The 429-nt window shown below is 62.0% G+C and carries 1 protein-coding gene; it reads right to left on the bottom strand.

Features of this window, described 5'->3' with window-relative positions:
• The coding region (locus ACWTU8_RS32830; protein ID WP_455851376.1) for a pilus assembly protein N-terminal domain-containing protein at window positions 1-429 on the bottom strand (429 nt) is incomplete at both ends.

The following is a 429-nucleotide window of genomic DNA, read 5'->3' as shown; positions in this document are numbered from 1 at the left end:
GTGCTCCTGATCGATACGCCGAGATCTCGGCCAGCGTTGCGCTTGGCTTCAAGAATGCGCACTTCGAGATTGACCTGCTGGCTGTCTTCGACCGTGACGGAATTGATGATGTCGTCGGGACCATATTGCTTGGCCACCTCCAGGATCGCCGCCAGCGTGGCGCCGTCCTTGACACGGCCGGCGAGCCTGACCCTGCCGTTGACGGAGCCGATCTCGATGCGCGACCTTGGGGCCACCTGGCGGATGGCTTGCGCCATGTCGCTGACGTCGACGCCGACCTCGATCTGGATGACGCCGAGCGAGCGCTTTTCAGGTGAGAACAGATTGACCGTGGTGGTGCCGGCACCCTTGCCGATGACGTAGAGTGTGCGGTCGGTCATCGGTTGCGCGTCGGCGATTTTTTCGTCACCGACGACGATATCACCAAGG

Source organism: Mesorhizobium sp. BHbdii (assembly GCF_053848045.1).
This window is presented reverse-complemented; position numbering and strand designations above follow the sequence as displayed.